The sequence below is a fragment of the Sphingobium sp. WTD-1 genome, from assembly GCF_030128825.1.
Classification (GTDB): domain Bacteria; phylum Pseudomonadota; class Alphaproteobacteria; order Sphingomonadales; family Sphingomonadaceae; genus Sphingobium.
The window spans coordinates 2,952,410-2,976,436 of the sequence record NZ_CP119127.1 but is presented as its reverse complement, the minus strand read 5'-3'; the positions used below and the strand labels follow the sequence as shown (position 1 = coordinate 2,976,436).

At 62.1% G+C, this 24,027-nt stretch carries 37 protein-coding genes and 2 pseudogenes; 32 read left to right on the top strand and 7 right to left on the bottom strand.

Going from position 1 to position 24,027, the window contains the following annotated elements; translation table 11 throughout:
- Positions 1-26: 26 nt before the first annotated feature.
- The 4 genes from N6H05_RS14850 to N6H05_RS14835 all read right to left on the bottom strand — a co-directional run bounded on the left by N6H05_RS14850 (position 27) and on the right by N6H05_RS14835 (position 3,834).
- A complete protein-coding gene (locus N6H05_RS14850) occupies positions 27-386 on the bottom strand; it encodes a DUF8820 family protein (RefSeq protein WP_284110219.1) in 360 nt (119 codons plus the stop codon).
- A gap of 4 nt (positions 387-390) precedes the next feature.
- Positions 391-1,620 carry a DUF6745 domain-containing protein gene (locus N6H05_RS14845; protein WP_284110218.1) on the bottom strand — a complete coding sequence of 410 codons (1,230 nt, stop codon included), beginning with the start codon at positions 1,618-1,620 and terminating at the stop codon, positions 391-393.
- A gap of 274 nt (positions 1,621-1,894) precedes the next feature.
- Positions 1,895-2,743, bottom strand: a complete 849-nt coding sequence (locus N6H05_RS14840; protein ID WP_284110217.1) for a DUF7946 domain-containing protein — start codon at positions 2,741-2,743, stop codon at positions 1,895-1,897.
- Between the two features lie 365 nt (positions 2,744-3,108).
- Entirely contained in the window at positions 3,109-3,834 is a 726-nt protein-coding gene (locus N6H05_RS14835; protein ID WP_284110216.1) for a LexA family protein, read from the bottom strand.
- Between N6H05_RS14835 and N6H05_RS14830 the strand changes: the two genes are divergently transcribed.
- From N6H05_RS14830 to N6H05_RS28290, 15 genes and pseudogenes are all read left to right on the top strand, one after another.
- Entirely contained in the window at positions 3,833-4,051 is a 219-nt protein-coding gene (locus tag N6H05_RS14830; RefSeq protein ID WP_284110215.1) for a helix-turn-helix domain-containing protein, read from the top strand. The two genes, N6H05_RS14835 and N6H05_RS14830, sit on opposite strands and share 2 nt — an antisense overlap.
- The gene (locus N6H05_RS14825; RefSeq protein ID WP_284110214.1) at positions 4,048-4,362 is read left to right on the top strand and encodes a hypothetical protein; all 315 of its coding nucleotides are present in this window, start codon (positions 4,048-4,050) and stop codon (positions 4,360-4,362) included. The genes N6H05_RS14830 and N6H05_RS14825 overlap by 4 nt, the downstream gene beginning before the upstream one ends.
- Positions 4,362-4,832, top strand: coding sequence for an AP2/ERF family transcription factor (locus N6H05_RS14820; RefSeq protein WP_284110213.1), 471 nt, complete (start codon positions 4,362-4,364; stop codon positions 4,830-4,832). Before N6H05_RS14825 ends, N6H05_RS14820 begins: the two co-directional genes overlap by 1 nt.
- 6 nt (positions 4,833-4,838) lie before the next feature.
- Positions 4,839-5,153, top strand: coding sequence for a hypothetical protein (locus tag N6H05_RS14815; RefSeq protein WP_284110212.1), 315 nt, complete (start codon positions 4,839-4,841; stop codon positions 5,151-5,153).
- Complete coding sequence (locus tag N6H05_RS14810) at positions 5,146-5,574, top strand: hypothetical protein (RefSeq protein WP_284110211.1); 429 nt, start codon at positions 5,146-5,148, stop codon at positions 5,572-5,574. Before N6H05_RS14815 ends, N6H05_RS14810 begins: the two co-directional genes overlap by 8 nt.
- A complete protein-coding gene (locus tag N6H05_RS14805) occupies positions 5,571-6,272 on the top strand; it encodes a DNA-methyltransferase (protein ID WP_284110210.1) in 702 nt (233 codons plus the stop codon). Before N6H05_RS14810 ends, N6H05_RS14805 begins: the two co-directional genes overlap by 4 nt.
- Positions 6,273-6,414: 142 nt before the next feature.
- The gene (locus N6H05_RS14800) at positions 6,415-6,591 is read left to right on the top strand and encodes a hypothetical protein (RefSeq protein ID WP_284110209.1); all 177 of its coding nucleotides are present in this window, start codon (positions 6,415-6,417) and stop codon (positions 6,589-6,591) included.
- Between the two features lie 115 nt (positions 6,592-6,706).
- Complete coding sequence (locus N6H05_RS14795) at positions 6,707-7,051, top strand: hypothetical protein (RefSeq protein WP_284110208.1); 345 nt, start codon at positions 6,707-6,709, stop codon at positions 7,049-7,051.
- Between the two features lie 360 nt (positions 7,052-7,411).
- A pseudogene (locus tag N6H05_RS28295) lies at positions 7,412-7,483 on the top strand (hypothetical protein); the annotation flags it as partial.
- An 82-nt stretch (positions 7,484-7,565) separates the two neighbouring features.
- Positions 7,566-8,105: a hypothetical protein gene (locus N6H05_RS14790; RefSeq protein WP_284110207.1), complete on the top strand. Its 540-nt coding sequence runs from the start codon at positions 7,566-7,568 to the stop codon at positions 8,103-8,105.
- Positions 8,106-8,109: 4 nt separating this feature from the next.
- Positions 8,110-8,325: a hypothetical protein gene (locus N6H05_RS14785; protein ID WP_284110206.1), complete on the top strand. Its 216-nt coding sequence runs from the start codon at positions 8,110-8,112 to the stop codon at positions 8,323-8,325.
- A 3-nt stretch (positions 8,326-8,328) separates the two neighbouring features.
- Complete coding sequence (locus tag N6H05_RS14780; RefSeq protein WP_159078599.1) at positions 8,329-8,475, top strand: hypothetical protein; 147 nt, start codon at positions 8,329-8,331, stop codon at positions 8,473-8,475.
- Between the two features lie 330 nt (positions 8,476-8,805).
- Positions 8,806-9,342 carry a hypothetical protein gene (locus N6H05_RS14775; RefSeq protein WP_284110204.1) on the top strand — a complete coding sequence of 179 codons (537 nt, stop codon included), beginning with the start codon at positions 8,806-8,808 and terminating at the stop codon, positions 9,340-9,342.
- Between the two features lie 216 nt (positions 9,343-9,558).
- Positions 9,559-10,053 (top strand): terminase small subunit, encoded by a 495-nt coding sequence (locus N6H05_RS14770; protein WP_284110202.1) that lies wholly within the window; start codon positions 9,559-9,561, stop codon positions 10,051-10,053.
- A 140-nt stretch (positions 10,054-10,193) separates the two neighbouring features.
- Positions 10,194-10,601: pseudogene (locus N6H05_RS28290) on the top strand (phage terminase large subunit); the annotation flags it as partial.
- Between the two features lie 262 nt (positions 10,602-10,863).
- Here N6H05_RS28290 and N6H05_RS28285 read toward each other — a convergent pair.
- Complete coding sequence (locus N6H05_RS28285; RefSeq protein ID WP_502958977.1) at positions 10,864-11,472, bottom strand: helix-turn-helix domain-containing protein; 609 nt, start codon at positions 11,470-11,472, stop codon at positions 10,864-10,866.
- A gap of 38 nt (positions 11,473-11,510) precedes the next feature.
- On the opposite strand from N6H05_RS28285, the gene N6H05_RS28280 reads away from it, so the two are divergent.
- The 13 genes from N6H05_RS28280 (at position 11,511) to N6H05_RS14705 (ending at position 21,122) form a co-directional block, all read left to right on the top strand.
- Positions 11,511-12,470 (top strand): phage terminase large subunit family protein, encoded by a 960-nt coding sequence (locus N6H05_RS28280; protein WP_502958976.1) that lies wholly within the window; start codon positions 11,511-11,513, stop codon positions 12,468-12,470.
- 51 nt (positions 12,471-12,521) lie between these two features.
- Positions 12,522-14,435 carry a phage portal protein gene (locus N6H05_RS14760; RefSeq protein ID WP_284110198.1) on the top strand — a complete coding sequence of 638 codons (1,914 nt, stop codon included), beginning with the start codon at positions 12,522-12,524 and terminating at the stop codon, positions 14,433-14,435.
- A complete protein-coding gene (locus N6H05_RS14755) occupies positions 14,408-15,286 on the top strand; it encodes a phage minor head protein (RefSeq protein ID WP_284110196.1) in 879 nt (292 codons plus the stop codon). The genes N6H05_RS14760 and N6H05_RS14755 overlap by 28 nt, the downstream gene beginning before the upstream one ends.
- Positions 15,287-15,332: 46 nt before the next feature.
- The gene (locus N6H05_RS14750) at positions 15,333-16,697 is read left to right on the top strand and encodes a DUF2213 domain-containing protein (protein WP_284110195.1); all 1,365 of its coding nucleotides are present in this window, start codon (positions 15,333-15,335) and stop codon (positions 16,695-16,697) included.
- Positions 16,698-16,709: 12 nt separating this feature from the next.
- Positions 16,710-17,183, top strand: a complete 474-nt coding sequence (locus N6H05_RS14745) for a structural cement protein Gp24 (RefSeq protein WP_037521406.1) — start codon at positions 16,710-16,712, stop codon at positions 17,181-17,183.
- A gap of 7 nt (positions 17,184-17,190) precedes the next feature.
- On the top strand, positions 17,191-18,147 hold the full coding sequence (locus N6H05_RS14740) for a DUF2184 domain-containing protein (protein WP_252365025.1): 957 nt from the start codon (positions 17,191-17,193) through the stop codon (positions 18,145-18,147).
- A 3-nt stretch (positions 18,148-18,150) separates the two neighbouring features.
- Positions 18,151-18,468 (top strand): FtsB/FtsL family cell division protein, encoded by a 318-nt coding sequence (locus N6H05_RS14735; RefSeq protein WP_284110191.1) that lies wholly within the window; start codon positions 18,151-18,153, stop codon positions 18,466-18,468.
- 69 nt (positions 18,469-18,537) lie between these two features.
- Positions 18,538-18,996 (top strand): DUF4054 domain-containing protein, encoded by a 459-nt coding sequence (locus N6H05_RS14730; RefSeq protein WP_284110190.1) that lies wholly within the window; start codon positions 18,538-18,540, stop codon positions 18,994-18,996.
- Positions 18,996-19,355, top strand: a complete 360-nt coding sequence (locus N6H05_RS14725) for a hypothetical protein (RefSeq protein ID WP_284110189.1) — start codon at positions 18,996-18,998, stop codon at positions 19,353-19,355. Before N6H05_RS14730 ends, N6H05_RS14725 begins: the two co-directional genes overlap by 1 nt.
- Positions 19,355-19,873 carry a hypothetical protein gene (locus tag N6H05_RS14720; protein WP_284110188.1) on the top strand — a complete coding sequence of 173 codons (519 nt, stop codon included), beginning with the start codon at positions 19,355-19,357 and terminating at the stop codon, positions 19,871-19,873. The genes N6H05_RS14725 and N6H05_RS14720 overlap by 1 nt, the downstream gene beginning before the upstream one ends.
- On the top strand, positions 19,870-20,148 hold the full coding sequence (locus N6H05_RS14715) for a hypothetical protein (RefSeq protein ID WP_284110187.1): 279 nt from the start codon (positions 19,870-19,872) through the stop codon (positions 20,146-20,148). The genes N6H05_RS14720 and N6H05_RS14715 overlap by 4 nt, the downstream gene beginning before the upstream one ends.
- 2 nt (positions 20,149-20,150) lie before the next feature.
- Positions 20,151-20,603 (top strand): tail completion protein gp17, encoded by a 453-nt coding sequence (gene gp17, locus N6H05_RS14710; protein ID WP_284110185.1) that lies wholly within the window; start codon positions 20,151-20,153, stop codon positions 20,601-20,603.
- A gap of 63 nt (positions 20,604-20,666) precedes the next feature.
- Positions 20,667-21,122, top strand: a complete 456-nt coding sequence (locus N6H05_RS14705; protein WP_284110183.1) for a phage tail tube protein — start codon at positions 20,667-20,669, stop codon at positions 21,120-21,122.
- A gap of 105 nt (positions 21,123-21,227) precedes the next feature.
- On the opposite strand, the gene N6H05_RS14700 is transcribed toward N6H05_RS14705, so the two are convergent.
- The gene (locus N6H05_RS14700; RefSeq protein ID WP_284110182.1) at positions 21,228-21,815 is read right to left on the bottom strand and encodes a hypothetical protein; all 588 of its coding nucleotides are present in this window, start codon (positions 21,813-21,815) and stop codon (positions 21,228-21,230) included.
- Between the two features lie 134 nt (positions 21,816-21,949).
- On the opposite strand from N6H05_RS14700, the gene N6H05_RS14695 reads away from it, so the two are divergent.
- From N6H05_RS14695 to N6H05_RS14680, 4 genes are all read left to right on the top strand, one after another.
- Positions 21,950-22,117 carry a ribbon-helix-helix domain-containing protein gene (locus N6H05_RS14695; RefSeq protein WP_284110181.1) on the top strand — a complete coding sequence of 56 codons (168 nt, stop codon included), beginning with the start codon at positions 21,950-21,952 and terminating at the stop codon, positions 22,115-22,117.
- Positions 22,118-22,155: 38 nt separating this feature from the next.
- Positions 22,156-22,659 (top strand): BRO-N domain-containing protein, encoded by a 504-nt coding sequence (locus N6H05_RS14690; RefSeq protein ID WP_284110180.1) that lies wholly within the window; start codon positions 22,156-22,158, stop codon positions 22,657-22,659.
- 73 nt (positions 22,660-22,732) lie between these two features.
- Positions 22,733-23,029, top strand: coding sequence for a hypothetical protein (locus tag N6H05_RS14685; protein ID WP_284110179.1), 297 nt, complete (start codon positions 22,733-22,735; stop codon positions 23,027-23,029).
- Positions 23,029-23,325 carry a hypothetical protein gene (locus N6H05_RS14680; RefSeq protein WP_284110178.1) on the top strand — a complete coding sequence of 99 codons (297 nt, stop codon included), beginning with the start codon at positions 23,029-23,031 and terminating at the stop codon, positions 23,323-23,325. The genes N6H05_RS14685 and N6H05_RS14680 overlap by 1 nt, the downstream gene beginning before the upstream one ends.
- A gap of 20 nt (positions 23,326-23,345) precedes the next feature.
- Here N6H05_RS14680 and N6H05_RS14675 read toward each other — a convergent pair whose 3' ends face one another.
- Positions 23,346-23,990 (bottom strand): hypothetical protein, encoded by a 645-nt coding sequence (locus N6H05_RS14675; RefSeq protein ID WP_284110177.1) that lies wholly within the window; start codon positions 23,988-23,990, stop codon positions 23,346-23,348.
- Between the last annotated feature and the right edge of the window lie 37 nt (positions 23,991-24,027).

Below are 24,027 nucleotides of genomic sequence, written 5' to 3'. Positions count from 1 at the left end.
CGGCGCGAAGCCGGGGTCCGGTCACGTCAGTCGGCGGCGCGCTGCCAGCCTTCGGGGGACGGTTGGCGTTGGCGCTGGATCAGCCAGGCGCCGGCAGGGATTTCCTGCGGGGCATGGGTGTGATGGTCGCGCAAATGCTCCAGAGTAGCCGGTTCGCCCTCGATCAGCAGAAAGTCGCGGAAGGTATCCATGGCGCTGAACATCTTCACGTTCGGCCGTTCCAGCACGACATGGTGGTGGCCCGTTTCCGAGTGGGTGACGATGAACTTGCCGTTTTCCGCTGCCACAGCCTTGTCCATGGCTTCCGCCGGCACGGCGATGATCGGCACAAGGTAGACATCGCCCTGCGGGATGGCTTTGCGCGACGCATCAAATTCGAACTTCATGACATTACGTCCTTTCGACAGAATTGCGCAGGATGTGCGCGGGGATGCCGCCGTGAAGCTCGCTCTGAGCCTCATCGACAGTGTTGACGTTCATGGTGGTGAGAAGCGCGAACCGGCGGCCGGTGCCGCACATAGCGTCAAGCATCCGCTGAGGCCCGTTGTCGGGCAGATCGACCTCGACCAGCTTGCCCCAGACGGGATCACCACTGTCATCGATCGTGCGGGCGCCGACCTCATCGAGGATGCGATGCCAGCCAACAATTTCACAGGCAGCCGCGCGCTGGTCGAGATTGCGCCAGGTCAGGCATTCGGCGGGCGACGGCGGATTACCGGTGACCCATTCTGCTGGGATCGACTGACCGTGCCACGTATGCAGAGAATATCCGTCCGAGAACTCGACAGACGGGCCGGTCTCGCCATGCAACAGCCGGTTGTCGTCCCAGCGAACATGGCGCGGCTTCTCGGATGCGATGACAATACCATCGAAAGGCCACCAGTATCCGCACTGCTGCGAGATACCTTCCATGATGTCGAAGCGACGCGCACTCTCCGCATCGTATTTGACGCCGATCTTCTGTCCGAAGCGGCAAAAGGCGAGCCAGTAGAGATCCATCGAACCCCACAGGAACCCGCTTTCATAGAGGTTCTGGCTTTCGAGCTGGCTGCGGAGCTGGCTGTAGAGCTGGCTGTAGAGCTGGCTGTAGAGCTGGCTGTAGAGCTGGCTGTAGAGCTGGCTTTCGAGCTGGCTGCGGAGCTGGCTGTAGAGCTGGCTGTAGAGCTGGCTGTCGAGCTGGCTGTCGAGCTGGCTGCGGAGCTGGCTGTAGAGCTGGCTGTAGAGCTGGCTGTAGAGCTGGCTGCGGAGCTGGCTGTAGAGCTGGCTGCGGAGCTGGCTTTCGAGCTGGCTGTAGAGCTGGCTGTAGAGCTGGCTGCGGAGCTGGCTGTAGAGCTGGCTGTCGAGCTGGCTGTCGAGCTGGCTGTAGAGCTGGCTGTCGAGCTGGCTCAGCTTATCGCCGCCCATCTTGAAGATCTTGATCGCCAGCATGCAAGCTGCCGGGCTATCGAAGATAAACAGCGCCGGGGCCGGCTTTCCGATCAGCGCATATGCGTCATTCAGATGACTCTGGAGGATGTCGCGATTGATGCGCGACCCGCCGCAAGCGATGTCCAGATACTTCTGACGGAACGCCGGAAGCTCGACCTCCTGCTCTGGCGTGAGTTTCGTGATCTTCGACAAGGCTTCCTCCATCTCGCGGTTTCCCGCTGGTGCCGGGTCTGCGGTGGTGCGACCGGCGATGGAGTGATAATTACGCATTGCGCAATTTAAGCGCAAGAGGAAAAATTACGTGATGCGCAATTTATTTTGGTTCGCCGGGAATCGCGCGCACGAAAAACCCCGCCGTGAGCTGGTCGGGCGCCAGGAACTAACCTCAGGTTGCAACGAATCGCATTGTGATGCATTGTGCATAAGCCAGTCTGATCCGGTGAAGGCCGGGGTAGGTCTGGCACCTTCAACTATGATTGCTGATGTACCAGCGCTCAATCACTCCATTCCGCATTGTTGGCTTGGCGCGAACCTCCAAGACGGTTTGGCCGGCAAAAGCATCCGCATAGGCATTGTTGGGCACCAGCACTTCAGGATCAGTTATTTCGGCAGGGTATCGAAGCTCTGGCTCGGAAACCAACTCAACCTTGCAAGTGCGGGCATCCCAATTCATTTCACTGAATCTGACGCCTATAGAAACCTCGGCCCCTATCTCGATCGGCTCAGACGCATCTATGGCATCGCGCTCAACTTTGCCCAATGTAATGCCACCGCCATGGGCACCCTGTTCGCCGATTTCCAACGTCCCGGCGCTACGCCCGATCGGCGCAACCGCCTGCCTCGCGGCAGGCTTCAAAATGTCTGCCATTCGATCAATGGTGTCCAACAGCCGCTCGACCACTGGCTGATCGCGGTGCCCCAACTCCTTAATTGCAGTCTCTAGTGAGGCCCGGAGATGCTTCATTTCTTCCCGTTGTCCAGCAGCGCTTTTGAACACGTATCCTATCAGAAGAACAGTCAGGCCGCTAACAGTACTTGCCGCGAAAGCATGTTGATCCAGCCACATCATGGCTGCCTCAACGGTTAAACTGCCATCCCTAGGTGGACCGACCAGCACACGCACTGGGCGTGCGGACGACCTCTCCATGAGCCGCTGTTGCGCCGCAAACGTGCCCGCCACAGTGATGATGCGCCCCAGCCCGCGAAGGGAAACAGACAGGTCTCCAATCTCAACGACATGACGGTCGGCATCCAATCCGTCGTATCTAATGACGATGCTATTGCCGAGCTGCGCCGCCCCCACTAAATCGCTCATCCGCCCCTCACATCTTCCGCACGATAGCCACGACGCGGCCGACGACATGCAGTTCGCCGTCATATGCCGTCTCAGGTGCTACGTTTTGGTTATCGGTCAAAATTCGCCCCCACTTATCCACAGCTAAATTCGCGCGCCCACTTGATCAATGTTCTTTTTTTGTTCCATCCTGCCGCCATCGATTCGGGAGGCGGTATGCAATACAGATACAGGGCCATTTGCCTTCGGCGTCCGGTTGGCCCTTGGCGCACAAGCCGCGATCTGGCGCGCCGCGATCTGATTGCTCTTGACCTTGGCGCCTATGACGAATGGGGCCGATTCTACATCGTCGTGCCGGGCGACATGGAATGGGAATATGTGGCCCATCAGTCTAGGGCGGCCTGACTTGGATCTAGGATGATCTTGATGACGCGGCCGACGATCTCGAAATCCCGATCGGTGATAGGGATCGTGGTGTGCGACGGGTCGGTCGAACATGGCACCAGGCGCGCCGGGTTCTCGCGATACTGCTTGAACGTCACCTCGTATTCGTCGTTGCGCACGACATAGAACCAGCGGTCGAACAGGTCGCGGTCCTCTGGATCGATGATGATCGTGGCTCCATCCCGCACAACGCGGTCCATCGAATTGCCCGACACCTTGAGCGCATAGGCTGATGACGGCATGCCCGGCTGCGGCGCCGGGATGTAGTGATGCGAGCGGCGCACCGCTTCTTGCCACGGGCCGGCGGGTACATCGCCCAGCATCGGGATCGGCATTACCGGGATCGCGCCTTCGGGGATGTCGGACGGCTCTTCAGGCTGGTCGCCGCCAAACAGCTCGCCTAGCCCCGCCTCATAAGCATCAGCGAATGCGGTGAGCCGCGCGCTCGGCACATTGTCGATACCATTTTCCCATCGCGACACCTGAGGCACCGAAACGCCCAAACGTTCGGCGATAACAGCCTGCCCTACCTTCAATCGCTTACGGGCGGCTTTCAGTCCATTGGGTTCCATCGTTGCGATATTACGCAGCGCGCAACGCCGAACCATGCCGTGATACGAAAATTCCGCCTTGCGCAAACTTTCGTATTGCGTAATATCAGCGGCCATGGACCTTAAAACCTATCTCGAAACCGCGAACGTTCGGCAAGCCGAATTTGCTGAGAAGGCGAAGACCACGCCCGCCACCGTTTCGCGCCTCGTCGCCGGCACCCTGCGCCCCGCGCTGGATCTCGCTCACAGGATCGAAGACGCGACCGGCGGGAAGGTGCCGACTGAAGTGTGGCTCAAGGCTTCGACCCGCCCCACCAAGCAGGTGGCCGCATGATCCGCTTCCGCCCCGTTGAACCTGCTGATGGCTGGCATCCTGGCGACCTCGCATACTGCGTCAACGCGGGAGGGAGCGCCGCCATGCTCGTTGCTGGTCGGATATACACCGTCGAGACGGTGAAGGTGCTGGCGCATATGTTGAACTGCGGCCTTACCCTTCAAGAGGTTCGCCACCCGCTTGGTGTGGAAGGTTTTTGGAGCAGCCGTTTCCTGAAATTGGTTCGCGGTCATAGCTTCCTCAAGCAGATTGAAGCCGCATACGAACATCCGTTCTGGCGCCCCACCAAGCCCGCGAGCGCGGCGGCGTAATGGCGCAGATCGAACTTGCGGGCGGATACGCAGCTATCATCGACGATGAAGATGCCGATCGCGTCCTTGCTTTGCGGTGGTATCGTGCGCACCGATATGCGGTGCATGGCCGCGGCGGAAGCAACCCGACCCCCGGTGGACGCATATACCTGCACCGTTTTGTCATCGGCGCACAGCCGGGGCAAATTGTCGATCATATCAACGGCAATGGCCTTGACTGCCGTAAATCGAACCTTCGCGCGGGTGACCTGTCGCTCAACAACATCAACCGCAGATACGCCAATAGCTGCGGCTATCGAGGCGTGCGACGGAATCATCAATCCAGCTTTTCTGTCGCGATCACCATGAAGGGTGAAAGGCGCCAGCTGCATGGCTTCTCCTCCGCGGAGGATGCCGCCAGGGCATACGATGCCCTCGCTGTCCAGTTCCACGGATCTGCCGCCATCCTCAATTTCCCGAATGAGGCCTGACAGCACATGCCCCACCACCTCACCGATCACCTGTCCCCCACGCCGATCCATGCCCCCTGCGCGGTTCGCATCGGCGGCCATAGCTTCGGCTTCGGGGCGGTGTTCTTTGCCATCGCCACCGTGACTAACGGCGGCGTCGGCGGGCGTCCGGTCGTACCCGCGTCTCCCTGCGATCGTTCGTCCGCCACCAATTCTGTTCCTGAGGGTCGCACCCAGGACGGCGCCGAGGGTCGTTCCCTCTCTCCGGCTCTCGGCGCCAATGTTTCCACTCTCGATCATGCTGCAACCGCTAACGGAAAGGCGCAACAGGATCATGGCTGACTACGACAAGATCGTGCGGGATCGGCAGGCGACCATTCGCCGCCAGATGGACGTGCGCCGGATTTCCATCAAGCAGGTGCAGTATGACGGCCAGTGGGAATCCCCCTCTACCGTCCTGTCCTATTTCCCCGCCGACGAAGGCAAGCAGCCGGCCACCATGTCGGTCGCCTCGCTGTTCCGTCTGCTGGAGACGGGAGCGCTGCCTGCTGACCTCCTGTCGATGCTGCTGCCTGCTGGGTTCCAGATCGTCCGCGCCCCCGAGGAAATCGACCACGACGAGATGGAAGCCGCCTGCCGCGACTATCTGGCGGCCAAGGGCAAGGCACACCATCCCGATAGCCCTGATGGGCGCGAGATTAGTTCGTGTGAAGATGACGCTCTGGATGCGAGGGCTGCGCGCCTTCGGGCGGTGGCGGCATGAGCCGCGTCGAAACCATCGGGCGCGCCACGCTGTATCTGGGCGACTGCCGGGACATCCTGCCGACGCTCGGCAATGTCGACGCGGTGGTTACCGACCCACCCTATGAGTTCGAAACGAGCGGCGGCGGCATCTTCCGCCGGGGCCGGGAGAACATGGACCAGATCGCAGCCGCTGGGCTGGACAAGGGCTTCGACTATTCGCTGCTGTCGGCCGCGCAATTCGGCTGCGCGGTCGTGTTCGCGCATAACGACCAGTGGGCTGGCCTGCTGCCCCACCTCGCCGCCGAGTTTCCGCGCTATGCCATTTGCCAGTGGCACAAGACGAACCCGATGCCGGTGGCGAACAAGCATTATCAGCCCGACACCGAGATCTACGTCCATGCCTGGAAGCCCGGCTATCACCCGGCGGGGGAGTTGCCGCAGAAGCAACGCTTCATCCTCGCGCCGAACGGGCAAGACGGCGATATCGACCACCCTACGGTGAAGCCCCTCAAGGTGATGCTCAAGATCATCGGCAATGTGACCGGTGCCAGCATCTGCGATCCCTTCATGGGTTCAGGCACAACCGGCGTCGCCGCCGTCCAGATGGGCCGCCAGTTCATCGGAATCGAGCGCGACCCGAAGTATTTCGACATCGCCTGCCGCCGCATCGAGGATGCCCAGCGCCAAGGCGACTTCTTCACGGAGGCCGCAGCATGACCGGCCCCCAGGAAGCCGGCCCCTGCTGCGAGCAATGCGGCAAGGCATTCCCCATACGCCGTCGCGCTCCCAAGACGGGTCTTTGCCGCCACTGCTGGTCGATCAAGGCTCTGCTGCTGCGCGGCGTGCATCGGAGGGCGGCATGAACTGGCGCCGCATCTTCGCGCGCCGTCGCCCGGCCCTGTCGCTGGACGCTCTGGTCGCCACCACCCGCGCCGCCAACGCCCCATGGGCCGCCAAGCGCCGCGCCCAGCTTCCGGCCGAACGTCAGGCCCGCATCCGCACCATCATTGAAACAGGAGTTCGCCCGAGCGGCTGACCATTCGCCGGGGCGGGATGGGCCGCGCCCCGAGGAAAGCGAGACACGGCCCTTTTCTACGCCACGGAGAATATAGATGGAAATCCGGGGCGAGGATGAAACCAGTGGACGCGATATGAAATTCGACCTGCCCTTTCCCGCATCCTCTCTCGCTGGCCACGCCAAGGGCAACGGCCAGTGGAAGAAGATCGAGGACACCAAGAAGCACCGCGAGTGGGCGCGCAATGCCGCGCTTGCCGTTCGCGCCGCCATGCCGGCCACGGGCGATATCACCGTGCGCGTCCGCTTTGTGCCCGCGAACCGGCGCGGCGATCGGGTGAACTATCCCAATCGGATGAAGCCGTATTTCGACGGCATCGCTGATGCGCTGGGCGTGAACGATAGCCGGTTCGTGCCGGCCTATGAGTTCGCCGCGCCCGAGGCGCCGGGGCGGGTTGAGGTGGAGGTGCTTCCGCTGTGAGCAACCTCCTGGCCCGCCTGATCGCCGCCGGCACTCCCGCTGATCTCGTTGCAGAGGTCGCGCTGGAGCTTGCTCGCTCGCAGGCGGCGCAGGAGGCAATCACCGAGCGCCGGGCGAAAGATAGGGAGCGTCAGGCTGCAAAACGTCAGCGGGATAACGTGACGTCACGTGACATCACGGGATGTAGCGTGACTGAGCGTGACAATACCCCCTCTCCCGCCCCCTCCCCCCTTCTTCCCCCCAGACCCCCAACAACCCCCCGCCCCCACCCACACCCCCGCGAACACCACGCCCGCGCGTAAGGGAACCCGCTTGGATGAGGATTGGGAGCCGCAGCCACTGTCCGGGAAGGCCGCCGAAATGGTGGCGATATGGCCGCCGGGCGCTGTTGAGCGGGAACTCGCCAAGTTCCGAAACTACTGGCTCGCCAAGCCAGGCAAGGACGCTGTGAAAACAGAATGGCAGCGCACATGGACCAACTGGCTGATCTCAGCCGACGAAAGGATCGCGAAGCATGGATCAGCACCACGACCAGTTCAGGCAACCCCGGACGGACGCAGCATGGGACGAACAGAAGCAGCGGGCCGCGCAGCTCTTGCTCGCATCGCTGTCGGCGGAAATCGACAGGCTGGAGGGCATGCTGGCGCCGCGCTCCATGGAAGAGATCATGGCGGAACTCTCGCGCTGCCTGACCCTGACGGCGCCCTCCGGCATGTCCCAGGACGATCGCGTTGAATGGCTGACCGTTGCCGCGATGGAATTGCTGGCCGTGCCGTCGTGCATTTTCGATGAGGCTTGCGCCGAGGCTCGCCGGACCTGCGATCATCCGTCGAAGATCGTTCCGGCCATCCTGCGCTATCAGCCCGGTCATTATATTTCCGAGGGATTCCTGAGCAATCGCCTCCGCATCGAGCGCGCCAAGCTGGCGAACATTGGCGCTCCGCGCTTGGCCGAAGCGGAAGAGAACCCTGAGGATCGACGCGGCGTCGTCAAGGGCATGGGCGATCTGGTCAAGGAAATGCAGGCCAAGGTCGCGGCCGAGGGGCGGATCTGATGCCATGCCCGCAAATCCCGGCCGCAACCCCTTCGAGGGCAACGACAGCCCGCCGCTTGTCGATATCCGATACCGCTGTGGCCTCGTCGCTCGCGCTGTCGATCCGAACAAGCGCCGCTGGGTTCGCTGGCCCGGTCGCGACGACAGCATGGACATCGTTTCGTGGCAGCCCGCCGAGGGCAAGGACTACGAGCTGGTTTGGCCAGCGGGGGAGGTTTGACCGATGAGCAAGGACACCCTCCAGCAAGCCCGCGAGAACGTCGCGGCCCGGTATGCGCAGCCGTATCACCAGCGCGCGATCCTCTCCGGCCAGTGGGACGCCGGCTCCCTCGTTCGGGATGAGATCGCCAAGGTTGAGGGGAGGAAGTGATGGGGAGGTTGCTTTGCCTCATTGGGCTGCATCGTTGGCACGTTCCCCATCCCTATCTGCCGAAACGCCGGAGGCTGCCACCGATAGAAACATGCGCGAGAGAATGCGGCGCCTGGCGCAAGGGGTTTGAATCATGAACCCCCGCGCCGCCCGCCAGGCCAGCGGCATGACCCGCAACGAATGGGCAAGGGCCATGGGGGTGTCCGTGCTGACGACCAAGAGATGGGAGCAGCCGAGCAGCCGATACGCCCGCGCCCCAACGCAGCACCGCGTCGAGCGCATGGAGCGCGTGCTTACCACTTGTGGGGTCGATTTGAGGGAGGTGATGGGATGAACGCTGTTGCTGTGATTGAGGCGGCGGTGACGCCGCTGAACGCTTGGGTGAATGAAGGCCGCGCGATCGCTGGCCGCATCACCGCCGCCACATGGGAACTTGGCGATTGGGCAAATAGAGGCGAGCAGGAGGGTTGGTGCGATCAGGGCAAGTTCGAGCTTCTGGGGGGAGAGTTGGGCCTTTCCCCGAAGCGCATCCGCGAGGTTCACCGTGCCTCCAAGGCATTCCCGCCGCACCTTCGCGATTCCGCGCTGACGGTCGAGCATCACATTCAGGTCGCTGACCTCCCACGCGACGAACAGTTTGAACTGCTCGGCATGGCCAAGGATCAGCACTGGAACGCGGACGACCTGCGCAAGCAGACAATCACGCGCAAGGTGGAGACGGGGCGCGCGGCGATGTTGAGCCAGGAGGAATGGGACGACCTTTCCCGGATGCAATTCCTGCATGTCTGGAACCGCGCCAGCGTAGCCGCTCGGGAAGACATCGCTGAACTCGTATCCCAAAGCCACATGAGGTGCATCGATGCTTAATCACGGATCACGGGGTGCCCATCGTCGCCCATCATCCAAGCTGATCCCGCCCCTGCCGCCCGAGTTCGCGCAGCAGTTCGTGGAAGGCGGATGGCGGCGCATCGAGCGGGTCTATGGGGCGCGGAACGATTTGGTGCGCAAGTGGATCGCCATGGCCGGCGGGGAGCGCGAGCTTAAGCGGCTGCGGCGCGAGTATATGGCTGGGAGGCGGAAGGGATGACTCCGAAGCAACAGCGCTTCGTGGATGAATACCTGATCGACCTGAATGCCACTCAGGCGGCCATTCGGGCAGGCTACAGCGCGAAGACGGCAAACGAGCAAGGGGCGCGACTGTTAGCGAATGTTAGCGTCCGTAATGCCGTCTCAGAGGCCAAGGCCAAGCGGTCGAAGGAAACGGGAATTGATGCCGCATGGGTATTGAGCCGGCTCGCCGCCGAAGCCTTCGCTGACCTTGCTGATCTGTATGATGAACATGGCCGGGTGAAACCGGTGAAGGATTGGCCATTGGTTTGGCGCCAAGGCCTTGTCGCGGGCATCGAGGTCGAGACGATCGGCGCAGGCGCTGGCCAGGTCACGAAGGTCAAGATTAGCGAGCGGATCAAGCGGGTCGAACTGATCGGCAAGCATGTCGACGTGCAGGCCTTCAAGGAGAAGCTGGAGGTCGCTGCGGCGATGACGCTGGTGATTGATCCTAAGGACGCTGCGCTTTGAGTCCAGAAACTGGATTTGCTGATGAAATCACTGCCGAGCGGCCGGTTGGCATAGGCCATAACGGCGGCCCGCCGATCGCCAAGCTGACCCCGAGGCAGGAAGAGGCGCGCGACCTCCTTGCCTCCCCTGCTCGCAACATCATGCTCCGCGGCGGCTCGCGCTCGGGAAAGACCTTCCTGCTGTGCCGCGCGATCGTCCAGCGCGCCATCAACGCCCCAGGCAGCCGGCACGCGATATTCCGCTTCCGCTTCAATCACGCGAAAACAAGCATCTGGGCCGACACGCTCCCCAAGGTGCTGAAGCTATGCTTCCCTGCCCTTCGCGTCCGGTTCGACAAGACGGATTTCTATGTCGAACTGCCCAACGGGTCGCAAATCTGGATCGCTGGCCTGGACGACAAGGAGCGGGTCGAGAAGATCCTTGGCGCGGAATATTGCACGCTCTACTTCAACGAGAGCAGCCAGATTCCTTGGGGATCGGTGGAAATCGCCATGTCTCGTCTCGCGCAGAAGTGCGAGCTGGCACCCAAGATCGCGGCGGCCACCGGGCGAACCCATCTGCCGCTCAAGGCCTACTACGACTGCGTTGCAGGCGAAACGGTGCTGGACGGCCACACAAAGACCATTGCGGAGCTTGCGGAGACTGGTGAGCCAATCACGGTGATGACCACGCACGGCCCGCGCCTTTCGTCTGCGCCGTGGCTGAACGGCTACGGTGAAGTGTTCACTGTCACGACCTCGGCAGGCCGCACAATTCGCGCCACCGCCTCGCATCGGTTCTGGACGCGAGACGGGTGGAAGCGGCTAGATGCTATCGCCATCGGTCACGAGCTTCTTTGCAGCGCTCAATCCCAGTTTCCGCATGATGGTCAAGGTGATCCCGCTCAGACGCAAACACCGCCAGATTGGCCGGAGAATTGTTGTAGATGTCTCCATCAATGTGATGGACAACTTCGCCCGGCAGTAGATGGCGACCAAGTTTGTCCTGCATCCGCATCCGATGCAGGGCAGCATAGCCGGTGTGCTTGCCTCCATGACGGATCAGGTTCCCGTATGGGCCGTCTCGATCAACCCGAAGCTCGACATAGCCTCCATAGCCAATCGTCCCGTGAACCTCTTTCGCAGGCGTCCGGCGATCAGCGCGGGCGTATTCCAGCCCACGCCGCGCAGCAAATTTGCGGATCGTCTCAACGAAAATCCCGGTCTGACGCGACACCTCTGACAGCGGTTCGCCTTGCTCAATCAGGCGGCGAACCTCCTGCCATTGCTCGCCCTCGACTAACTCTCGCTTGGTATTGGCGGACAGCCCGTGACGCTGCCGCCATCGGCAGACAGTGGCTACGCTGCAACCTTCTAGCGCGGCTATCTCTTGATCCGAATGGCCCCGGTCGTGAAGGGCGGAAAAGTCTCTCGCTGGCATCTGATACCCCTGTCGTCGCAGGGCATGAATATGAAACAGTGGTTGATATTAGTCAACCAACCACCGTTGCATTTTACACAGTGGATGTGCCTTTTTCTCGGCATTATCTCGCCAATGGGTTTGTCAGCCATAACTGCAACCCGCCGAGTAAGCTGCACTGGTCGTTCCAGATGTTCCGCGCCAAGGTGAAGCCGGGCACAAAGGAGCCGCTGCCGAACCCTGACGACTATGCCGAAATGAAGGTCAACCCGTCCGACAATGCGGACAATCTGCCGGCGGAATATTTCGAGGTGCTGGCGTCCATGTCGGCGGCCAAACGGCTCCGTTTCGAGGCTGGCGAATGGGCGAGCGAGGTCAACGGGGCGCTGTGGGCGTTGGAGGACCGCCAGACCGAGGGCGGAACGATACCTGGCATTGACGTACACCGGGCGACGCTGGAGCGCAGCCCAGACGACGGCAGGCCTCAGGTTCGATATGCCGGGGCAGTGATCGACCTCCAGCGCATCGTGGTCGCGGTCGATCCGAGCGGCACAAAAGGAGACGGCGGCGGCGACGATATTGGCATCGTGGTCGCGGCAAAGGGTATTGATGGCCGCGGCTATGTGCTGCAGGATGCGACCTGCCAGCTATCGCCTGATGGGTGGGGCCGGCGCTCGGTCGAGATGTATCGTCGGTGGGGTGCCGATCGCGTCGTTGGCGAACGCAACTTTGGCGGCGCCATGGTCGAGTTTGTGGTGAAGACGGCCGACAATTCGGTCCCTTACAAGGAGGCGAACGCGACGCGCGGCAAGGTCGTCCGCGCAGAGCCGATATCAGCGCTCTACGAGCAGGGGAAGGTCAGCCATGTTGGCGATTTCCCAGACCTTGAGGACCAGATGTGCAACTTCACCGCGTCGGGGTTCGTCGGAGAGGGATCGCCTGACCGGGCTGATGCTATGGTGTGGGCGCTCACTGAGCTGATGCTGAACGGCAAGGGCAGCGCATTCGACGTGCTTTAACGTCCGTAGCGATAAGCGGCCCCTCCCCGCACCGTCGCAAGCATGGGAACCGTGACGCGCCTCTGGGATGGCCTGGCCAACGTTTTGACCGGGCGCGGCACGACAGTCGACCGCTCAGCGCACAACTTCTGGATGCGCCGGTTCACCACCCCCGAGCAGATCGAGAGCGCCTATCTCGGCTCCTGGCTGCATCGCAAGATCGTGGACATCCCCGCGCAGGACATGACCCGCGCCGGCCGCGATTGGGACGCGTCGGACGACCAGATCAGCGCCATCGAGAAAGAGGAAAAGCGCCTAGGCTACTGGCCCAAGCTGTATGAGGCGCTGACCCTCGGACGCCTCGGCGGCGGCGCTATCCTGATCGGCCTTGGCGACGATCCGACCAAGCCCCTGCCTGCCTCGATCCGGCCTGGCCAGATCCGCTACCTGTCCGTCCTCTCGCGCTGGCAGTTGTCGCTTGGCGAAATGGAGACGGACCCGGAGAGCAACAACTTCGGCCAGCCCCGCTATTTCCGCCTGTCGAGCACAGGGCGCCATTTCCGCCTGTCGGGCACAGGGCGCCAAGTCGATATCCACCCCTCGCGCGTCGCCGTATTCAAGGGGTTGCCCATCCCCGCGATCCGCATGACATTGTGGGAGGATAACTTCTGGGGCATGTCCGTCGTGGAAGCCTGCGACGAAGCTGTTCAGCAGGCCACCACCGCCTGCGCCGGCTTCTCCGCGCTGATCGATGAGGCCAAGATCGACGTGTTCCGGTTCAACGGAACGGTCGACCAGCTCAGCCAGCCCGATGGCGAAGAGAAGCTGATGAAGCGCGTGAAGCTGACCAATACGGGCAAGAGCGTCCATCGCGCGGTCATTCTCGACAAGGAAGACGAGTGGGAGCAGCGCCAGCTTTCGCTGGCTGGTGTGCGCGATGTCATCACCACCTACGACGGCCGATGTGCCGGCGCCGCTGACATGCCGGCGGTGCGCCTGTTCGGCAAATCCCCCGATGGTATGAACGCCACCGGCGAAAGCGACCTTGCCAACTATTTCCAGGGCGTCGGCGCCAAGCAGGACATGCAGCTTCGCCCGCCCATGCAGCAGATCGATGCGGTCATGCTCCCGTCCGCCGGCGTGCCCGCCGATCTGCCGTGGACCTTCTCGACGCTCATGGTGCTGACGGAGCAGCAGGCGGCCGACATCGAACTGAAGGAAGCCCAAGCCCTCGAAAAGATCGTGAGCCTCGCCTTGGTGCCCGAAACCGCGATGGCCAAGACCGTCCAGAACCGCCTGATCGAGAGCGGACGCTGGCCGGGCCTGAAGAAGGCGATCGAGGACGCGGAGGCCGCTGGCAAAGAGCTTCCCAAAAAGGTTGACGAATCCGAACTGGGGATCGTGCCCCTCGGAGAGAAAGGAGGTGGTCAGGGATCTGCCGGTAGCGGCGGGAATGCTGACCCCAATCCCGCCCGCCGTGCTGTGAATGATGCTGCGACCTGGCTGTCAGACGCCACGCCGCGCCCGCTCTATGTCCAGCGCAAGCTGCTGAACGCCGCCGACCTGATCGCGTGGGCCAAGGATAACGGCTTTGCCACCACCCTGCCCGCCAGCGACATGCACGTCACAGTTCTCTACTCCCGCAGTCCGGTCGATCCCATGAAGATGGGCCGAGACTGGCGTGAGGACGAGAAGGGCCAGATCATCGTTCGCCCCGGTGGCCCGCGGGCCATCGAGAAGCTGGGCGAGAATGCCGTTGTGCTGCGCTTCGCTTGTCCCGATCTCGACTGGCGGCACAAGGACATGATCGAAGCCGGCGGGTCGCATGACTGGCCGGAATATGCGCCGCATGTGACGATCAGCTACACCGCGCCCGAGGGTATCGACCTTGACTCGCTCAAGCCGTTCAACGGTGCGCTGCGGTTCGGGCCTGAGATTTTCGAGGCGCTCGATCTGGATTGGAAGTCGAAGATAGCGGAGGCCTGACGGTGCCCTATTCCCTCCCCCGCATGGCCCGCCAAGCAGGCAAGCGGCGCGACATCACCCTGCGCCCCATCATCCCGACCCAAGCTGCCGCAACGGACCTCGCCGCGATCTACGCGCCCGCCTGGCAGATATGGGCCGACAACATCGACCGCATCCTCGCCGGGTATGATCCGCAGCCGCTTTCCACCGCCGACACGCTGACGATCGACACCGTGGATCAGGTTCAGGCCGCCATCAGCAGCGTGGCGCAGGAGTTCCTGACAATCCTCACCGCACGGATCGCGCCGGGGTTGCGGCAATGGGTGGTAAAAGCAGAGAGGACGCACCGGTCGAAATGGTCGGCGGCGATCAAGGCAGGCGTGGGCGTCGATCTCGACCTGATCCTTTCCGCGCAGCCGGTGGAGGAGACGCTGGGTTCCTGGATCGGGCGAAACGCTGCACTCGTGCGCAACGTGTCGGACGTAACGCAAAGTAAAATCGCAGACGCGGTGTTCCGTGGATACCAGAACCGAACGCCTGTCAGGGATGTGGCGAAGGAGATCAGGGAGAGCGTCGGCGGCAGTCGGGCCCGGGCGATCCGCATCGCCAGCCATCAAAATTCATCCCTGTCAGCGGCGCTGGACACGGAACGGCAAGCAGAAGCTGGATTGGATTTCTTTAAGTGGCGCCATTCAGCCAAGCGCTTCCCGAGGCAGGATCACCTTGCCAGAGACGGAAAGATTTATAACCTGCGGACGGGCAAAGAACGCGACGGGTCTGGACAGGTTGCTGCAGATGATAGGCCCGGCATGAAACCATTTTGTGGTTGCCGCGCCCAAGCGTGGATACCGATCCTGTCAGATATTGAATAACTCCCGTCCGTAGAGCCTAGCCAAGACCATGCGGCAGACAAGCCCCATGGTGCTATTCTCCGACGCCCTGACCCTTGACGCGCCCCGCCGGACCAGTGACGGCTACATGGCCGTGCGGGCGAAGGCGGCTCGCACCGGCGTCTACCAGTATACCGGTCGCGAAGTAGACCCGAACAACGAGCACGGGCTGCGCGACCAAGCCATCGTTAACGTGCTGCGTGACGAGGCCGCTGTGTTCGACGAGCGCGCGGTTCGCAGCTTCATCGCCAAGCCGATCACCGACGACCATCCCCGCGAGGCGGTGAACGCGAGCAACTGGCGCGATCATGGCCGTGGCATCGTCATGGGCGCCGTACGGGACGGCGACTACCTCGCATTTGACCTCGTTCTGATGGATGCGGGCACGATCTCAAAGGTTGAGGCGGGCAAGGCCGAGCTCTCCAATGGCTATGCCGCCACACTTGAGTTCGGCGACTTCGCTGGCCCCGCTGGCGAGAAGTGCCAAGCGCGGCAGGCCGCAATCGTCGGAAACCATGTCGCAATCGTGGACCGTGGCAGGGCCGGTCCGTCGTGCCGCATCGGCGATGCCGCGATCTGCGACGCGTTGCCTATCGCGTTGCAGGATGGAGCGAAAGAGGCCGCCGCATGGCTCAAGAAGGCCATAGCGCTCCACGAGAAACACATGAACGGCTCTGCCCCGACTACCGGCAAAGAGGGCGAGAAGAGTCAGATGCTCATGATGGAGCAGATGAAGAACGCGCTGGCCGAACTTGGGGGCGGCGACGCCAAGTCCGGCGAGACCGGCATGAAGATGGACGTTTACCCCTTCCACATCCTTGAACAGGAGAAGCCTGTGAAGACCATGTTGATCGACGGGCTGACCGTCGACGTGTCCAACGCCGATACGGCCGAGGCCACGATCAAGACCCTCATCGCCTCGCGTGATGCGGCCGGAGCGAAGGTTGCCGGCCTCGAAACGCAGGTGGCGACCCTGACCGCTGCCGGCCAGACCAAGGACGCGCAGATCAGCACGCTCGAACAGCAGGTGAAGGACGCCAAGCCGACGCCCGCGCAGCTTCGTGAAGCCGGCAAGTCGCTGATGCAGACCGCCGACAAGGCCAAGACCCTCGGCATCGCCGTCACCGACGCGATGGACGAAGCGCAGATCATGCGCGCCACCGTCGACAAGCACATGGGCGAGAAGGCCAAGGACTGGTCGGATGAATCGATCGCCGCCTCGTTCGCCGTGCTGACCAAGGACGCCAAGCCGGCAGACCCGCTGCGGCAGGTGATTTCGGATGGCGTGCAGAGTTTCGGCGATGCTGAAGCCGCCTTCGCCGACGCCCAGCGCAAGGCCAGCGAAGAGCGCCGCAACGCCTGGAAGACCCCCGCCACCTCGGCCGCAGCGTAAGGAAACCGCGACATGGCAATCACCATCCAGACCACTTACGCCGAGGACTATGCCAAGGGTTACCCCGGCATGGTCGCCAATGGCGAAACCTCCAACCGCATCAGCCGCACGGTCGAAACCGCTGCGGGCGCTGCGTTCGGTGCGCCGCTCTATCGTGGCGCAGGCGATCACGGCTGTGTCACCACCGTTGGAACGCTGGCCACCTTCCTGGGCTGGGCCATTGCCGATCGCGGCATCGTCCCGACTGTGGTGACCGGCGCGGTGGACACCTACCCGCAATATTCGACCGCCGGCATCCTCACCGATGGCGCAATCTACGTCACCATCACCGGTTCGGTGGCGGATGGCGCGGCGATCACGGTCGGCACCGGTGCGGGCGCCGCCGATGGCATTGGCGGAACTGCTGCCGACGCAACCCACATCGCGACCGGGTGGGTCGCGGACGAAACCGTGACGAACGGCATCTGCCGTATCGTGCGCCGCTAAGGGGGGAATGACCCAAATGACTGGCCTGATCTTCACCGACGCGCAGCAGGCAATCGGCTTCGCCCGCCCCGCGCTCTATCGCACTCACTCCACCGTCATGGAGGAAAAGTACCCGGCATTCCAATATGCCAAGTACATCCCCACCAACGAAGACGGCGACATGTGGGATGTCGGCACCGTCGTGACCTCGCTGAACGGTCCCGCTGGCCGCGCCGAATATCTCTCGGGCAAGGGTTTCGACATTCCCAACGTGTCGGCCCAGATGTCGCAGGGCGTCAGCAACTTCTACCTGGCGGGCTGCGGCTACGAACTGTCGCTGCAGGAGGTCAATCGCGCCTCCAAGATGGGTGTCGACATTAACACCCGCGACGCTTCGGACGCACGCAAGATCGCCGAAAAGTTCATCTATGATCGTGCCATGACCGGCTCGACCGAAAAGGGCTTCACCGGCCTGCTGAACAACGCCACCGTCCCGGTAGCCAACGTTCCTGCGGACGGCACGGGTTCCGTCACCAGTTGGTCGGCGAAAAATGCGGACCAGAAGGCGCGAGACATCAATCTTGCGCTGACTGACGTGTACACCGCGACCAAGGAAACGGAACTCGCGGACACCCTGCTCCTGCCGACCTCCAGCTTCCTCGATGCCTCGACCACCCGCATGGGTGACACGGGCATGACGGTTCTGGCGTTCCTGCAGCAGAACAACGCCTATACCGCGATCACCGGCCTGCCGCTGAACATCATGCCGGCGCGCGAGCTGGAAACCGCGGGCGCGGGCGGCACCAAGCGCATGGTCGCCTATGCGCGCAATCCGGGCATCCTCGAATTCTTCCTGCCCGGCGCCTTCACCTTCCTGCCGCTGCATCCGCTGTCGTCCATGTCCTGGCGCGTCGACGGGATCATGAACGTCGGCCAGACCGAAATCTATCGCCCAAAGGGCATCAGCTACCGGGATGGGATCTAAGCCATGAAGTCGTTCACCAACCACACCGCAGGCCCCAAGGGCATCAACATCACCGGCGGGGCGACAGTATGGATAGATCCCGGCCAGACGGTCGAGATCGACCCGAAGACGATCGACGGCAAGGTGCCCGATCTGGGCAAGGCTGCCGACGCTTCGGCAAATGCCGATGATGGCGCTGTCGAAGCCCTCGCCGCGCAGGTCGCTGACCTCACCAAGCAGGTCGAGGCCCTGACCACCGAGCGTGACGGCCTGGCGAAGGACAAGGAAGACCTCACCAAGCAGGTCGAGGCCCTGACCAAGCCCGCCGACACGAAGAAGTAACCGCCACCTCCGGGGGCAAACGGGGCCGCTGCTCAACCGGGCGGCGGCCCTATTCGTAAGGACTGACCCATGGCCTACACCCCGCCCAACAAGGCGACGTTCATTGCGATCTTCCCCGCCTTCGCCGCAGTGACGGACGAGGGCTATGCGTTCTGGTCTGCGCGCGCCGGGCGGATCGTGGACCCAATGCAGGCGTGCCTTGGCGAGGACGCCGATCTGGCCGCCATGCTGCTCACGGCGCACTATCTGACGCTCCAGGGCATCGGCACCGGCACAGAGGCGGAAATGGCCGCACAGGGCGCCAGCGGGTTCAAGCGCATCAAGTCGGGCACGATCGAACTGGAGCGCGGCGACGCGGCGTCCAGTGGTGCCGACATGGGCGAATATGGCACGACCAGCTATGGCCAGCAGGCCTATCCGATGCTCAAGGCTTGCTTGGCTGGCCCGCGCGTAACCGGCACTGGTCCCGTCATCGGTGGCTGCGGCTTCAACGGGTTCGCCGGGCCGCTGCCTTATGGGGGGTGGTGATGGGTTTGTTGGATGGCGGCATCGCCAGCATCTTCGGCGCGGCGCTGGGCGGGCTATACCTGCCGGCCACCCTGCATGTGCCAGGCACGCGCACCGACGACGAAGAGGGCAATATCTCCTATGGCCCCGGAACCGACGTCCCGTGCCGCGCGCAGATGGACGCCGCGACCTATGCCATGCGCCAGAGCGAGGGCTATTCCGAAGGCGATGTGCGGATCATCATCCTGACCGCCGGGCTTGGCGCTGAGGTGACGACTGACTGCCAGATCACCGTCAGCGGCAAGCGGTGGATGGTCGGGAGCGCCGATCTGGACGCGGCCAGCTCGCATTGGGTTTGCCGGGGGCGGGCGGCAGGCTGATGGTCGCCATCACCGGCCAGAAAGCCCACAAGGCCCGCCTCAAGCGCATCCGTGGCGCAGCGATGCGCGCGGAGGTCGGCAAGGCGATCTACGTTGCGGCCGACTATCTCAGCACCGAAGCCGCCCTGTCGATCACGAACGGCGCCGTTAGCGGCAAGAACCATGTCGCCAGTGACCCAGGTGACCCGCCCAACGCTGACACGCACATGCTCGATCGCTCCATCCACACTCAGCGCGAAAGCCAGTTGATGGCGCTATCCGTCGCGGACGCCCCATATGCCGCAGCACTGGAGCAAGGGTCCGAACGCAAGGCGGGCAAGGCGGCCCGTTCATTCGCCTCCAATATCACTGATTACGGGCCAAGCCGGGCGAAGCAGGGGCCGGTTAAGATGGAGTTCGGCGATTCGAAGACAGCCGCTCGCCCATTCATGCAGCCAGCGGCCAACAAGACCCGACCCAAAGCCCAGCGCCTCGTCCAAGAAGCGGTCAAGCGGGTGGTCAAAGGAGGCACGCTATGAGGGTAAAGTTCACCGCCGACTACGACCACAAGTGGCCGTCGCGCGCCATGACGTTCTTCCCCGCCGGCTACGAGGGCACAGTGCGCCGCGAGGTCGGAGAACGCGCCATCGCGAAAGGCAGGGCGACAGAGGTCAAGCGCCGTGGTAAGGCTGCGGCCAATGGCGAAACCCCCGCGATTTCCGACAGCCGACGAGGTGGACGAGTGGCTGGATCAAACGATGCTCCTGATGTGGGGGCCGTCGTTCTCGATCCGCAGGTGGATGGGGCCGGATAACGATGACGACGTTGGACCCATCCCTATCGGTCAGGGGCAAGATCATAGCGAGCCTCAAGGCTGACGGGCAACTGACCGCGATCGTGCCGGCGGCGCGGATCTATCCTGGCAAGCCACCCGCCTCTCCCGTCTTCCCCTTCATTCGCGTGCCCATGCTGATCGGCACAGTGGCTGAGTTGGACGGAGGCAGCGGGTCGGAGCAGTCGGGCGTGATCCATTGCTTCACCAAGCTAAAGTTGAGCAAGCCTCCTGCCCCTGAAGACATCAAAGATCCCGAAGCGCAGGCCGCGACCATCAACCGCCACATCGTCCGCATCGTCAGCGGCATCGATGATGTGGACCTTGGCGACGGGGAATCTCTGGGAGTTCATACCACCCAGACGCAGGTGATCGAGGACGGCGCCGAGGCTGATGCATATCACGGCATGGTCACAGTTCGCGCTACTGCCACCTAGCGTCCGTAGAGCGCCAGCCCCCTCCCCCATAGCCTGCCCGCAAATCCTCGCTGGAGTTGCGGAATGGCCTATACCGACAAGCTGAAATCGACGCGCGTCTATATCGCGATGGGCGATGGCGCGACCCCGACCGAAGTCTTCGCGCCGATGTGCGGAATCAACACCAAAGGCTTCCAGCAGACCCGCGCGACGAACGACACCGTTGATTGGGATTGCGCCGATCCCGATGCTTCGCCGATCACGGTTCGCGATATCGGCGCGAAAGACTGGACCATCACCGGCTCGGGCCTGCTGCACCGTTCGCTTCTGGCCGATCTCCAGGCCGCGTTCGACAGCGGCAACCCGACCAATTTCCGCTTCGTGTTCGATGAAGCCACCGGAAACGAGGTGATCGACGGCTATTATCAGGGGCCAGGCATCGTCACCGACTTCAACATCACCGGCACGAATGGCGAATATGTCAACATCAGCATCACGATCAGCGGCGCAGGCCCGGTCGCGTTCGTCGCCAACCCCTAACCCTCTCCATCTGCCAGCGAACCTTGAGGGGCGGTCGAAAGGCCGCCCTTATTTGCGCCTCCTTAAGCTGCGTGGTTACAGCCTCAATGAAAAGCCCGCAGGACTTTAGGTTAAGCTATCCGGCGCTGATCCCCTATACCAGTCATGCAGAGCGTCAAGGAATGCCAAACTGGTCGGGCCGATTGGCGGGCGGCTTGAACCGCTATGGCCCTCGGCCGCGGCGATAATGTGCCACAGCGTGCCACTGATGCTGATGACAGCCATACGCTCCACCCACGAATTTGATACGAACCATTTAAAGCGATCGACAGCGGATCCCTCTCCGCCATAATCAAACGTCGCTTCTGCTGGATCAAACCCATCTGCTGCCCCATTTACGATGGCTGGATCGAACCAGATCACAGAAGGTTGGATCTCACCTTTCTTTCCAACGGCAAGGCCGATAGCCAAACGAATGGCGTCTTGGTTAGCTTTGATTGTTTGGACGACGCGCTCGGGCGACAGGCCCAATTGAAGCATTTCAAACGCCACGGCGACAACGAGTACCTGATGAGCGCGATACTCAGCCGCACGGCCACGGCCGGGATTGATACCATCAATCAAAGAAAGGCGCTGAAGGTGTTGAAAGCGTCCGAGCATGGCTGATCGCCGATTCTCAGGCACCTCCATCGATTCAGCTAGGAGGTCGATCATTCCGGATCGAGGCAGGCTAAAATCCACTTTTCACCTTTCCAGCGCAAATTTATTTTTCTCTTGCCATCGCCCGTAAACAGTGGCAACCGTTGTTTCGGACGCAACAATGATGTTGCTCTGAAAAGGAGGTAATTATGCCAGCCAAAGAAGCTGGCCGCGTGCTGGTTAGCGTCCCCGCAGCTGTGGGTAACTTGCTTAGGGCGCGGGCCAAAGAGAATTATCGCTCTATCAGCAATGAAGCAGCGATGCTGATCGAACGCGGCCTCGCCGCAGAGAAAGCGGCGTCGAACCATCCGGCCTGAGAAACCCGGTTCGACGCCTCACCCAAAAGGAATGAGCTATGAAACATCTTATCCCATTTACGTTTGAAAGCCAATCCATCCGCGTGATCGATCAGGATGGCGAACCATGGTTCGTGCTGGCTGATGTCTGCAAAACGCTGACCCTGAAAAACCCTTCCGAAGCGTCCAAGGTTCTGGCGGGCGACCAGAAGGCTAAGTTTAACTTAGGGTCGGGATCGGACGCGATCATCGTCAGCGAATCTGGTCTGTATCTGATCGTCCTGCGCAGCGATGACGCGATCAAGCCGGGGACAACTGCCTACCGGTTCACGCGCTGGGTTACCGGCGAGGTGATCCCGTCAATCCGCAAGACCGGTCAGTATTCGCCGTACAACCAGATTTCCGACCAGCCTTCACTGGCGGACGGCTTGAGCGCCGTTCGGGAAACCCGGTTCACATGGGGAAAGCCCGCCGCCAAGCAGATGTGGGTTCGTATGGGCCTGCCGATCGTCCCGGCAATGTTGGCTGGCCCGACGCAATCTGACCTGTTCATTCCGAGCTGAATAACAGAACGGCGCCGGGATTGCCCTCCCAGCGCCGCTCCTAACCCCTGAACGCATGAAAGGACCATGCGCCATGGCTACCCGCCCCAATAACATCATTGCGTTCCCGCCCCAAGTGGTTGCTGACCAGAAAGTCCGCGAAGCCGAACGGATGATTGCCAAGCTTCTAGGCCATATCGAGGATGCCGGCCGCTTCCCGTCGAATGTCGACATGCAGATCAGGGCCGCCGTTGCGCCGCCTATGATCGAAATGTGGCAGGAAATGCTGGAAGAGGCCAAGGTCAAACGTGAGCTTCTGGAGGCAGGAGACACCATGCGCCACGCCGGCCTCACCTATCGCGCCCAACCCAGCCAGAACGGAGCGCACTGATGACCGATCGTCGCGCATTCCTCACCGCCGCGCTGGTGGCGCCCGTCGCTATCTCGGCGCCTGCGGTAGCATCGTCCAGCCCCATCTCCGCCTATTGGAGCGCTCACCACGGCCTTAATGGGGGAACGGTGGAGGAGACTGAATACCTCGCCGCTCTCGACTCCGTAATAGCATGGAAGCCGCAAACCCCAGAGCAATTCATGCAGAAGTTCCTTGTCCTCTGCGACGACCGCGATCTTACGGGTGATAAGATCATGATTGGCCTCTGGCGTGACGCTCGACGGCTCGCGGCCTAATGGGGCGGCCTTCGGGCCGCCTACCTTTCATTGATCTCCACCTCAAACTGGCCTTGCGTGGTCATTACGCAGCGAGCCGAGGCTGGCAAAGTCAGGCCAAGGGCGTTCTTCGCCTCAAACGTAAATTCGACAACTCTATTCCCTGATGTCCCCTGCCTATCGGAAACACTGAAAAAATCCCTATCAAACGTTGATGGGAGGTTCAGCCTCGATTTAACCTCGCTTGTGCAGCGGCTGATTAATTCTGCGCTTGAGAAGCGAGATCCCTTTTCTTTCTCCGACGAAAGTTGGCCGCCCACATCCGCTTCGCTTAAATAGAAGCGCTCAGAGTTTCGGCAGTCGACATAGACAACCGGGCTGTCCGGCGGAGCGGAACGCTGATCGGAGATTTCTGACAGTTCGACCGCGTCACATTTGGGATTTTGAGCAACCGTTTCTGCAGCCGCCTCTCGCAGCTTCTGGATGCGCCTAACGCCTGCGTCGCCCCACTTTGCGAATGTCTTCTGCCAACCGTTTTCACGAACATACGGCGAATAGACGCCTGGATCTATCGGGGCAGCGCCTACCCGCTGCGCCGAAATATTGCTCGCTGAGTTATCAGCGATATCGGGTGGCGCTTGGCAGCTCGATGCTACCATGGCCAAAGCTACAAAAGCCCTCTTCACTTGGCACCTCTCCCGTCCGTAGCACCGCGCCATGCCT

Excerpts from the sequence above, each read along its gene's own strand:
- N6H05_RS14840 (WP_284110217.1), bottom strand. The coding sequence starts at position 2,743 with ATGAGCGATTTAGTGGGGGCGGCGCAGCTCGGCAATAGCATCGTCATT.
- gp17 (WP_284110185.1), top strand. The coding sequence starts at position 20,151 with ATGACGACGTTGGACCCATCCCTATCGGTCAGGGGCAAGATCATAGCG.
- N6H05_RS14740 (WP_252365025.1), top strand. The coding sequence starts at position 17,191 with ATGACCCAAATGACTGGCCTGATCTTCACCGACGCGCAGCAGGCAATC.
- N6H05_RS28285 (WP_502958977.1), bottom strand. The coding sequence starts at position 11,472 with ATGCCAGCGAGAGACTTTTCCGCCCTTCACGACCGGGGCCATTCGGAT.
- N6H05_RS14735 (WP_284110191.1), top strand. The coding sequence starts at position 18,151 with ATGAAGTCGTTCACCAACCACACCGCAGGCCCCAAGGGCATCAACATC.
- N6H05_RS14730 (WP_284110190.1), top strand. The coding sequence starts at position 18,538 with ATGGCCTACACCCCGCCCAACAAGGCGACGTTCATTGCGATCTTCCCC.
- N6H05_RS14725 (WP_284110189.1), top strand. The coding sequence starts at position 18,996 with ATGGGTTTGTTGGATGGCGGCATCGCCAGCATCTTCGGCGCGGCGCTG.
- N6H05_RS14690 (WP_284110180.1), top strand. The coding sequence starts at position 22,156 with ATGAAACATCTTATCCCATTTACGTTTGAAAGCCAATCCATCCGCGTG.
- N6H05_RS14815 (WP_284110212.1), top strand. The coding sequence starts at position 4,839 with ATGCCCCACCACCTCACCGATCACCTGTCCCCCACGCCGATCCATGCC.
- N6H05_RS14795 (WP_284110208.1), top strand. The coding sequence starts at position 6,707 with ATGAAATTCGACCTGCCCTTTCCCGCATCCTCTCTCGCTGGCCACGCC.
- N6H05_RS14750 (WP_284110195.1), top strand. The coding sequence starts at position 15,333 with ATGGTGCTATTCTCCGACGCCCTGACCCTTGACGCGCCCCGCCGGACC.
- N6H05_RS14705 (WP_284110183.1), top strand. The coding sequence starts at position 20,667 with ATGGCCTATACCGACAAGCTGAAATCGACGCGCGTCTATATCGCGATG.
- N6H05_RS14805 (WP_284110210.1), top strand. The coding sequence starts at position 5,571 with ATGAGCCGCGTCGAAACCATCGGGCGCGCCACGCTGTATCTGGGCGAC.
- N6H05_RS14820 (WP_284110213.1), top strand. The coding sequence starts at position 4,362 with ATGGCGCAGATCGAACTTGCGGGCGGATACGCAGCTATCATCGACGAT.
- N6H05_RS14775 (WP_284110204.1), top strand. The coding sequence starts at position 8,806 with ATGAACGCTGTTGCTGTGATTGAGGCGGCGGTGACGCCGCTGAACGCT.
- N6H05_RS14785 (WP_284110206.1), top strand. The coding sequence starts at position 8,110 with ATGCCCGCAAATCCCGGCCGCAACCCCTTCGAGGGCAACGACAGCCCG.
- N6H05_RS14830 (WP_284110215.1), top strand. The coding sequence starts at position 3,833 with ATGGACCTTAAAACCTATCTCGAAACCGCGAACGTTCGGCAAGCCGAA.
- N6H05_RS14720 (WP_284110188.1), top strand. The coding sequence starts at position 19,355 with ATGGTCGCCATCACCGGCCAGAAAGCCCACAAGGCCCGCCTCAAGCGC.
- N6H05_RS14685 (WP_284110179.1), top strand. The coding sequence starts at position 22,733 with ATGGCTACCCGCCCCAATAACATCATTGCGTTCCCGCCCCAAGTGGTT.
- N6H05_RS14825 (WP_284110214.1), top strand. The coding sequence starts at position 4,048 with ATGATCCGCTTCCGCCCCGTTGAACCTGCTGATGGCTGGCATCCTGGC.
- N6H05_RS14790 (WP_284110207.1), top strand. The coding sequence starts at position 7,566 with ATGGATCAGCACCACGACCAGTTCAGGCAACCCCGGACGGACGCAGCA.
- N6H05_RS14810 (WP_284110211.1), top strand. The coding sequence starts at position 5,146 with ATGGCTGACTACGACAAGATCGTGCGGGATCGGCAGGCGACCATTCGC.
- N6H05_RS14770 (WP_284110202.1), top strand. The coding sequence starts at position 9,559 with ATGACTCCGAAGCAACAGCGCTTCGTGGATGAATACCTGATCGACCTG.
- N6H05_RS14695 (WP_284110181.1), top strand. The coding sequence starts at position 21,950 with ATGCCAGCCAAAGAAGCTGGCCGCGTGCTGGTTAGCGTCCCCGCAGCT.
- N6H05_RS14700 (WP_284110182.1), bottom strand. The coding sequence starts at position 21,815 with ATGATCGACCTCCTAGCTGAATCGATGGAGGTGCCTGAGAATCGGCGA.
- N6H05_RS14715 (WP_284110187.1), top strand. The coding sequence starts at position 19,870 with ATGAGGGTAAAGTTCACCGCCGACTACGACCACAAGTGGCCGTCGCGC.
- N6H05_RS14835 (WP_284110216.1), bottom strand. The coding sequence starts at position 3,834 with ATGGCCGCTGATATTACGCAATACGAAAGTTTGCGCAAGGCGGAATTT.
- N6H05_RS14745 (WP_037521406.1), top strand. The coding sequence starts at position 16,710 with ATGGCAATCACCATCCAGACCACTTACGCCGAGGACTATGCCAAGGGT.
- N6H05_RS14780 (WP_159078599.1), top strand. The coding sequence starts at position 8,329 with ATGAGCAAGGACACCCTCCAGCAAGCCCGCGAGAACGTCGCGGCCCGG.
- N6H05_RS14850 (WP_284110219.1), bottom strand. The coding sequence starts at position 386 with ATGAAGTTCGAATTTGATGCGTCGCGCAAAGCCATCCCGCAGGGCGAT.
- N6H05_RS14680 (WP_284110178.1), top strand. The coding sequence starts at position 23,029 with ATGACCGATCGTCGCGCATTCCTCACCGCCGCGCTGGTGGCGCCCGTC.
- N6H05_RS14800 (WP_284110209.1), top strand. The coding sequence starts at position 6,415 with ATGAACTGGCGCCGCATCTTCGCGCGCCGTCGCCCGGCCCTGTCGCTG.